Raw genomic sequence first — 8,190 nt, forward strand, 5'->3', positions numbered from 1 at the left:
GCTCAACTCTTCCCCTGAGCCAGCCCCCTTGCCATAGCTGCCCATTTCGTGGACAAGCCGTGCGGATAATGCGGAATCCGGGCCGATCACGGCCATTTCCGCGCTGAGACGCGGCTTCCGGCCCTTTTTGCCGACGCGCCGCAATCGGATAGGCGAAATAATGTCTGCGATCGAAGCCGGCGCGCGCGCGCCGGAAAATCTTTGGCGTCGGGAAATCAAGGCGACGCTGGCGCTCGCCTGGCCGATGGTGCTCACCAATCTCGGCCAGACCGCGATGACCGCCACCGATGTCATGATGATGGGGCGGCTGGGTCCGGACACGCTGGCCAGCGGCGCGCTCGGCGCCAACCTCTATTTCATGCCGCTGATCTTCGGGCTCGGCCTGATGTTGGCGACCTCGCCGATGATCGCCACGGAACTCGGCCGCCGTCGCCACTCGGTGCGCGATCTGCGCCGCACCGTGCGGCAGGGCCTGTGGCTGGCAATCCTCATCTCAATCCCGATCTGGATATTTCTCTGGTACGGCGAGGCGGTGTTGCTGGCCATGGGCCAGGAACCGGCGCTGGCGTATCAGGCCGGCATCTACCTGCGCTGGCTCGAATGGGCGGTGCTGCCGTTCTATGGCTATATCGTCCTGCGCTCGTTCATCTCGGCGCTGGAGCGGCCGGGTTGGGCGCTGGTCATCGTCTTCGTTGCCGTCGCCTGCAATGTCTTCTTCAACTGGGTGTTCATGTTCGGCAATCTCGGCGCTCCTTCGATGGGCATTGCCGGCTCCGGCCTCGCCACCACGCTGTCCAGCATGCTGATGTTCGCCGGCATGGCGGCGGTGGTGACGCTTGAGCCGAAGTTTCGCCGCTACCAACTGTTCGGGCGGTTCTGGCGGGCCGACTGGCCGCGCTTCAAGGGCCTGCTGCGGCTCGGCCTGCCGATCGCCGGCCTGCTTGCCTTCGAGGTGACGATCTTCAACGCGGCGGCCCTGCTCATGGGACTGATCGACGCCGCCTCGCTCGCGGCGCATGCCATCGCCATCCAGATCGCTTCGATCAGCTTCATGGTGCCGCTCGGCCTCAACCAGGCGGCGACAGTGCGCGTCGGGCTCGCCCATGGCGCCGGCAATCCGGAAGGTGTTTCCCGCGCCGGCTGGACCGCTTTTGTCATGGGCGTCTCGTTCATGGCGCTGATGGGGCTGGTGATGATCCTGTGGCCGCAATTGCTGATCAGCGCCTTCATCGATCTCGCCGACCCGGCCAATGCCACTGTGATCGGGCTTGCCGTGTCGTTCCTGGCGTTTGCCGCGCTGTTTCAGATTTTCGATGGCGCCCAGGCCGTGGCCGCCGGCATGCTGCGCGGCCTGCACGACACCCAGGTGCCGATGATCTATGCCGCGATCGGCTATTGGGGCATCGGCCTGCCGCTCGGCGTGCTGCTTGCCTTCCATTCCGGGCTCGACGGCGTCGGCATCTGGATCGGCCTGTCGTTGGGCCTGGCGGTGGTGGCGGCGCTGCTCCTGGCGCGCTGGCTGCGGCGCGACAAGATCGCGCCGCCGCTCTCCTTTGGGCATTGATGAAAGCGGCTTCGTCACGAAGCAGGACGGGGTCGTGACGTCTATGGATATCTCGTCCGATTTGCGATTGCGGCCTGTGGGCTTAAGTCGCTTTGCAACTCCTTTGGCAGTGGAAGGCTTGAGCACCGCAAGTGCACCGCGCGGGCGAACAATTTTCGTTGCTTCTGCTGGTGCTCCTTGATGGCTGCTGCGAGCCCTAATCCGTACGGGCCAAGAAAGACGCCGGTTCCCCAGCCCGGCTGCTTTTTTTCGCGAGCGTCGTAGTCCGAAGCCTCCATGCGGGCTTGCTGGCATTCCGGCGACGCCCATTTCCGGTCTTGCTTCGAAAGCGACGCTCCATAGTCGACCGGAGAGGTCGCGCACCCGGCCACTGTCGCGGCCAACGCGACCAACATTGCAATTCTCATCCCCAAGCCTTCCTAACGCATGTGGAGAGTACACAGAACTCTTCTTGTAACAAGGAGATAGCTCCGAAGAAGCTAAGAAGGCATTCGAACGCCAAGCGCCGAGGCGGTTTGCTAGTTTGTCGTCGCTCGTCGTTCAAGCGAGCGCGCATATTGCGTCAGCGGGAAGCACATGGCGAAGAAGATCAAGGCGACCAGCCCATAGACGGTGAACGGCTCGAAGGTCGCATTGTTGATGGCGTTGGATGTCCTGACCAGTTCCTCGAAACCGATGATCGAGGTCAGCGCGGTCGACTTGATCAGCTGCACCAGGAAACCGACGGTCGGGGCGCGGGTGATCGAAAACGCCTGCGGCAGGATGATCAGCCTGAGTTCCTGCAGATAGTGAAGGCCGAGGCTGGCGCCGGCGTCCCACTGGCCGCGCGGCAGCGCATCGACGCCGCCGCGCCAGATCTCGGCGAGATAGGCGCTGGCGAAGAAGGTCAGGCCAAGCGCTGCAGCGGTCCACGGCTCGATGCGCAAGCCCAGCATCGGCAGGCCGAAGAACATCAGGAAGAGCTGCATGAGCAGCGGCGTGCCCTGGAAAAGCGCGATGTAGCCCGAGGCCAGGCGCCGCGCCCATTTATTCTTGGCGATCCGGAAGAACAGCACGAGCATGCCGACCACGCCGCCGCCGACGAAGGCCGCCAGTGACAGAAGCACCGTCCAGCGCGCGGCGAGCAGGAGGTTGCGGACGATATCCCAGAAGGTGAATTCGATCATGACACGCTGGCTCCCAGAGCGCGGCGGCCGCCGCTGACCAGCAGCCGGCGCAGCCCCATCGACAGGACGAGATAGACCATCGTCACCACGAAATAGGTCTCGAAAGCACGGAAGGTGCGCGCCTGCAGCATGTCGGCCTCGTAGGTCAGTTCGCGCACCGCGATCTGCGACACCACGGCGGACTCCAGCATCATGATGATGATCTGGCTGGTCAGCGCCGGAAAGATCACCTTGAGCGCTTGCGGCAGCACGATCTTGACGAAGACCTGACGCAGCCTGAGCCCAAGCGCAAGGGCTGCTTCCGTCTGCCCGCGCGGCACCGCGTCGAGCCCGGCGCCGACGATTTCGATCGTGTAGGCCGCCATGTTGAGCGTCATTGCCAGCATGGCGGCCAGCAGCGGATCGAGCCTCACGCCGATGCTGGGCAATCCGAAGAAGATGAAGAACAGCTGCACAAGGAACGGCGTGTTCCTGATAATTTCGACATAGACGCCGATTGCCCGCTTGAGCAGCAAGGGGCCGTTTCGCCGCCCTGCTGCGCCGAGGATGCTGAGGAACGTTCCCGCCAGCGTGGTCACGGCGATCAAAAGGATCGTCATGGCCGCCCCGCGCGCGATCGCACCTGTCGCATCGGCAAGCCAGCCGAAGTCGAGGCTGTAGCCCATGGTAGGTCCTTACCTCGGAGATCAATCCTTGAGGTTGTCGGGATTGAGCGGTGTTTTGAGCCAGGCTTTCGAGCTTTCGTCCAGCTTGCCGTCGGCCAGCATCTTGGCGACCGCGTCGTTGACCGCCTGCTTCAGGCGGTCCTCGTTCTTGTTGAGGCCGATATGCGAGGGCGAGGTGAGAAGCTGGAACTTCTGCTCCGGCTTCAGTGCCTCCTGGCGGGCGAGCACCTGGGCGCCGACATCGTTGCCGACGACCATCAGTTGGGTCTGACCCGAGATGAAGGCCTGGATGACGGAATTATAGTTGTCGAAACGGCGGATGTCGGCCGAGGCGGGTGCTGCCTCGGTCAGCGACGTATCTTCCAGCGTGCCGCGGTTGACGGCGATCGACTTGTCGGCGAGATCGTCCTTGCCTTCGACCTTGAGCGCGGCCGGGCCGATGACGGCGATATAATAGGGCGCGTAGGCGGCGGCGAAATCGATCACCTGCTCGCGCTCCTTGGAGTAGCCGACGCTCATCAGGATATCGACGCGCTTGTCGGTAAGATACGGGATGCGATTCTGCCCGGTCACGCTGACCAAGTTGAGCTTGACCTTGAGCTGGTCGGCGATGAACTGCGCCACGTCGACGTCATAGCCCTTGATGCTCATATCGGCACTGGCCGAGGAGAAGGGCGGAAAGTCGGAGAAAATGCCGACATTGATCGCGCCGGCCTTGGTAATGTCGTCGAGCGCGTCGGCATTGGCGGCCTGGGTGGCAAGACCGAAGCCGGCGAGCAGCAGCACGGCGGCGATGGATGATTTCATGTGAAATGTCATTGTCGTTCCCCTGCTGGAAGCTTGTTTTGTTTGAATGCGGCCGCCGGCTCCAGCGCGGCGGCCGCCTTGGATGTGCGTTAAGCTCGCTTGCCTGAGATCGCCGGGCTGAACACCATCAGGCTGAGGATTTCGAACAGCACCTGCGCGCCGGCATGGGCGGTGTTGGTGGTCGCGTCGTATTGCGGCGCCACCTCGACGACGTCGCCGCCGACGATGTTGAGCCCTTTGAGGCCGCGCAGAAGTTCAAGCACTTCCCGCGTCGTCAGCCCGCCTACTTCCGGCGTGCCGGTGCCCGGCGCAAAGGCCGGGTCGATGCTGTCGATGTCGAAGGACACATAGGTCGGGCCATCGCCAACGATCTGGCGCGTCTTCGCGATGATGGCGGGCATGCCGAGGCCGGTCACCTCTTCGGCATGCACGACGGTCATCCCGGATTCGTAGGTGAACTCCCACAGATATTCGGCCGATCCGCGGATGCCGATCTGGATGGTGCGCGACGGGTCGAGCACGCCGTCGAGCACCGCGTTGCGGAACGGGCCGCCATGGTGGAACTTGGTCATGTCGAACAGGCCGCTGGTGTCGCAGTGGGCGTCGATATGGATCATGCCGACCGGCGCTTTTTTGCCGACAGCCTTCAGGATCGGATGGCTGATCGAATGATCGCCGCCGACCGAAAGCGGAATGACGCCGGCGTCGACGATCTGGTTCGTCCGGCGCTCGATGTCGTCATGGCTGGTTTCCAGCCGGTAGCGGCTTTGGAACGGCACGTCGCCGATGTCGGCCACCTTCAGCTCATGTGTCGGCGCGCATTCCAGCACATGGTTATAGGGGCCGATGCGCTCGATGGCGCGCAGTGCCCTTGGCCCGAAGCGGGCGCCCGGCCGGTTGGTCACGCCAAGGTCCATCGGCACGCCGATCATCGCCACCTGCAGATCGCCGAAATCAGGATTGTCGGCGGCTATTTCCCGGTAAGGCGCGCTGAGGAAGGTCGGGATGCCGGAATAGGGCGCCAGCCGCGTGCCGCTCTTGGAAAAAATCTTGTCGGCGACGCGCCGGAATTTTGGGTCGAACATCTCGCCGCCATGGCTTTCGCCATATTTGCGGCGCAACGCTTCGAGCTTGCCGCTGTTATAACCCATGTCGGTCCTCCATGGCTGGTGCAGTGCGGCCATCGATGACGGTCGCCATTCCTGCCGGCTGCCTGCGGATTTCACGTCTTGATGCGGTACGAGCCAAAGTGTCTTGCAGCTGCATTGAAAAATCAATTGATATTGTTAGGGTGTTTGCTGTGAGAAAATCTCACATTGATGTCGAGCACGGTCTTATCCAAACCGGGGGGATCGTGTTCCTTTGAGGCTCCGATGGCCAAGCGTCTGCCTCCCCTGAATCCATTGCGCGCCTTCGAGGCGACGGCGCGCCATGCCTCGCTGACCAAGGCGGCGGCTGAGCTCAACGTCACCCACGGCGCCGTCAGCCATCAGATCAAGGCGCTCGAACAGTCGCTGGGCGTCAAGCTGTTCGAGCGCGCCGGTCAGCGGGTGAAGCTGACGCCGCACGGCGCCGAATTGCTGCCGGCGGTGTCGACTGCCTTCGACGGCATCGCCGCCGCCACGCAGCGCATGACGAGGCCGGCGAGCACCGGCGCCCTGTCGGTGTCCTGCGTGCCGGCGCTGCTGCTGCTGTGGATGATCCCGCGGCTCGGCAGCTTCACCTCGCAGTATCCCGATATCAGGCTGACGCTGATCCCGTCCAATGACGCCAAGGACGTCCGCGCGCCGCATATCGATATCTGCGTGCATTATGGCGATGGCAGCTGGACCGATTGCTGGATGCGCAAATGGTCGGGCCTCGAACTGTTCCCCGTGGTCAGCCCGACGCTGATCAACAACCGTCCGATCCGCACCGTGCGCGACCTCGCCGATCACGTCTTCCTGCACGGCGACGACGGCCGCGAATGGCACACCTGGCTGGCCGCCGCCGACGCGCTGGATCTGGAGCGCGGCCGCCGCCATCATCTCGGCGACGCGCGCATGGCGAGCGAGGCGGCTGTCCACGGCCATGGCGTGGCGCTGGGCGATACGGTGACAGCAAGCGGACTGCTTGCCAGGGGACTGCTGGTCGCGCCGTTCAGCCTGTCGGTGCCGGCGGTCGACGATTTCTATGTCGTCTGCCGCAACGAGATGAGGTCGGCGCCGATCGTGCAGCTGTTCATCGACTGGCTGTTTGCCGAAAAGGAGCAGGCCGACGGCCGCGCCGATGCGCCGGTGGCGGGCCGCATCGGCATCCGCAGGAAGCGTCCGGCGCTGAGGGTGATCGGCGCCAAGACCGCGCCCTGAAGTTGCTGCAGCCGACGCAGCGCGCTTCCCGCAGCCTTTTCTTTTTGTCGGGCCAGCCGGCAAAGCGGGAGGCGCATTCAAAAATTCAATGCTAAGAGGCATTTGGAGCAATTCCCGGAATAGTGCGCAGCGGCTTCCCGGGAAAAGCGCTAAACAAAAGCTAGGGCGAGCAGCGAAGGCGGCATCGAGACATGACCAAGACCGATATAGCGCGGCGCGTCTACAACCACACCTGGAAGCTCGACCCGATTGTCCGCAGCCTGCTCGACACCGATTTCTACAAGCTGCTGATGCTGCAGATGATCTGGGGCATGTATCCCAAGATCGACACCACGTTCTCGCTGATCAACCGCACCACCTCGGTTCGCCTTGCCGAGGAGATCGACGAGGCGGAATTGCGCGATCAGCTCGACCATGCCCGCACCTTGCGCTTCTCCAAGAAAGAGATGATCTGGCTTGGCGGCAACACCTTCTATGGCCGCAAGCAGATTTTTGAACCGGAATTCCTCGCCTGGCTCGAGAATTTCCAGTTGCCGGAATACGCGCTTTCCAAGCGCGATGGCCAGTACGAGCTCACTTTCAGCGGTCCGTGGATGTACACGACGCTCTGGGAGATCCCGGCGCTGGCAATTATCAATGAACTTCGCTCTCGCGCCGCCATGCGGGCGTTCGGGCCGTTCGCGCTCGACGTGCTCTATGCTCGCGCCAAGGCCAAGATGTGGGCCAAAACCGAGCGGCTGAAAGCGCTGCCGGATATCCGCATTTCGGATTTCGGCACCCGCCGCCGCCATTCCTTCCTGTGGCAGCGCTGGTGCGTCGAAGCGCTGAAGGAAGGCATCGGCGAGGCGTTCACCGGCACCTCCAACGTGCTTTTGGCCATGGACAACGACCTCGAGGCGCTCGGCACCAACGCGCATGAACTGCCGATGGTGTTCGCCGCGCTCGCCAATTCGGAAAAGGAAATGAAGCAGTCGCCCTACAAGGTGCTGCAGGACTGGCAGCGCTACTATGGCGGCAATCTGCTGATCGTGTTGCCGGACACTTTTGGCACCGCGGCGTTCCTGCGTGACGCGCCGGACTGGATCGCCGACTGGACCGGTTTTCGCCCCGACAGCGCGCCGCCGATCGAAGGCGGCGAAAAGATCCTTTCCTGGTGGCGCGGAAAGGGCAAGGACCCCAGACAGAAGCTGCTGATTTTCTCCGACGGGCTCGAGGTCGAGACCATCGAGGAAACCTACCGCCATTTCCACGGCAAGGTGCGCATGTCCTTCGGCTGGGGCACCAACCTGACCAATGATTTCGAGGGCTGCGCGCCGACCAAAACCAACCGGCTCGACGCCATCTCGCTTGTCTGCAAGGTCACCGAGGCCAATGGCCACCCGGCGGTCAAGCTCTCCGACAATCCCGCCAAGGCCACCGGCGACGAAAAAGAGATCGAGCGCTATTTGCGCATATTTGGCGAGAAAGACCGCGTGGAGCAATTGGTCAAGGTGTGAGGGGCTGCGGATGGTTTCGCCTCGCCAAAAGGGAAATCTCGGATAGCGTGAGTTCCCGCCCACCCCCCTCTTTGCAAGGCCGCACAAAACCCCCCAAGGCGGGGGCGCGGGGAGTGGGTTGTGGCCGGGCGGGCGGGGCGAGGG

The 8,190-nt window shown here is 63.2% G+C and carries 8 protein-coding genes; 3 read left to right on the forward strand and 5 right to left on the reverse strand.

Annotated features, from left to right (window positions below):
* Positions 1-160: 160 nt before the first annotated feature.
* Complete coding sequence (locus AC0L2V_RS29940; RefSeq protein WP_128244683.1) at positions 161-1,564, forward strand: MATE family efflux transporter; 1,404 nt, start codon at positions 161-163, stop codon at positions 1,562-1,564.
* Positions 1,565-1,605: 41 nt separating this feature from the next.
* On the opposite strand, the gene AC0L2V_RS29945 is transcribed toward AC0L2V_RS29940, so the two are convergent.
* The 5 genes from AC0L2V_RS29945 to speB all read right to left on the reverse strand — a co-directional run bounded on the left by AC0L2V_RS29945 (position 1,606) and on the right by speB (position 5,353).
* A complete protein-coding gene (locus tag AC0L2V_RS29945; RefSeq protein WP_473514461.1) occupies positions 1,606-1,971 on the reverse strand; it encodes a hypothetical protein in 366 nt (121 codons plus the stop codon).
* A 111-nt stretch (positions 1,972-2,082) separates the two neighbouring features.
* Positions 2,083-2,730 (reverse strand): amino acid ABC transporter permease, encoded by a 648-nt coding sequence (locus tag AC0L2V_RS29950; RefSeq protein ID WP_473514462.1) that lies wholly within the window; start codon positions 2,728-2,730, stop codon positions 2,083-2,085.
* Positions 2,727-3,395: an amino acid ABC transporter permease gene (locus tag AC0L2V_RS29955; protein ID WP_473514463.1), complete on the reverse strand. Its 669-nt coding sequence runs from the start codon at positions 3,393-3,395 to the stop codon at positions 2,727-2,729. The genes AC0L2V_RS29950 and AC0L2V_RS29955 overlap by 4 nt, the downstream gene beginning before the upstream one ends.
* A 21-nt stretch (positions 3,396-3,416) precedes the next feature.
* A complete protein-coding gene (locus AC0L2V_RS29960; RefSeq protein ID WP_473521930.1) occupies positions 3,417-4,214 on the reverse strand; it encodes a transporter substrate-binding domain-containing protein in 798 nt (265 codons plus the stop codon).
* Between the two features lie 77 nt (positions 4,215-4,291).
* The gene (gene speB / locus AC0L2V_RS29965) at positions 4,292-5,353 is read right to left on the reverse strand and encodes an agmatinase (protein ID WP_473521931.1); all 1,062 of its coding nucleotides are present in this window, start codon (positions 5,351-5,353) and stop codon (positions 4,292-4,294) included.
* A gap of 222 nt (positions 5,354-5,575) precedes the next feature.
* Here speB and gcvA point away from each other — a divergent pair, with 222 nt between their 5' ends.
* Both gcvA and pncB read left to right on the forward strand, forming a co-directional pair.
* Positions 5,576-6,550: a transcriptional regulator GcvA gene (gene gcvA, locus AC0L2V_RS29970; protein ID WP_091596313.1), complete on the forward strand. Its 975-nt coding sequence runs from the start codon at positions 5,576-5,578 to the stop codon at positions 6,548-6,550.
* Positions 6,551-6,741: 191 nt separating this feature from the next.
* Positions 6,742-8,046: a nicotinate phosphoribosyltransferase gene (pncB, locus tag AC0L2V_RS29975; RefSeq protein ID WP_473514466.1), complete on the forward strand. Its 1,305-nt coding sequence runs from the start codon at positions 6,742-6,744 to the stop codon at positions 8,044-8,046.
* The last annotated feature ends 144 nt before the right edge of the window (positions 8,047-8,190 follow it).

Source organism: Mesorhizobium sp. WSM4814 (assembly GCF_055811595.1).

Coding starts and splice junctions, on each gene's coding strand:
- AC0L2V_RS29960 (WP_473521930.1), bottom strand. CDS start 4,214: ATGACATTTCACATGAAATCATCCATCGCCGCCGTGCTGCTGCTCGCC.
- AC0L2V_RS29940 (WP_128244683.1), top strand. CDS start 161: ATGTCTGCGATCGAAGCCGGCGCGCGCGCGCCGGAAAATCTTTGGCGT.
- gcvA (WP_091596313.1), top strand. CDS start 5,576: ATGGCCAAGCGTCTGCCTCCCCTGAATCCATTGCGCGCCTTCGAGGCG.
- AC0L2V_RS29950 (WP_473514462.1), bottom strand. CDS start 2,730: ATGATCGAATTCACCTTCTGGGATATCGTCCGCAACCTCCTGCTCGCC.
- AC0L2V_RS29955 (WP_473514463.1), bottom strand. CDS start 3,395: ATGGGCTACAGCCTCGACTTCGGCTGGCTTGCCGATGCGACAGGTGCG.
- speB (WP_473521931.1), bottom strand. CDS start 5,353: ATGGGTTATAACAGCGGCAAGCTCGAAGCGTTGCGCCGCAAATATGGC.
- AC0L2V_RS29945 (WP_473514461.1), bottom strand. CDS start 1,971: ATGAGAATTGCAATGTTGGTCGCGTTGGCCGCGACAGTGGCCGGGTGC.
- pncB (WP_473514466.1), top strand. CDS start 6,742: ATGACCAAGACCGATATAGCGCGGCGCGTCTACAACCACACCTGGAAG.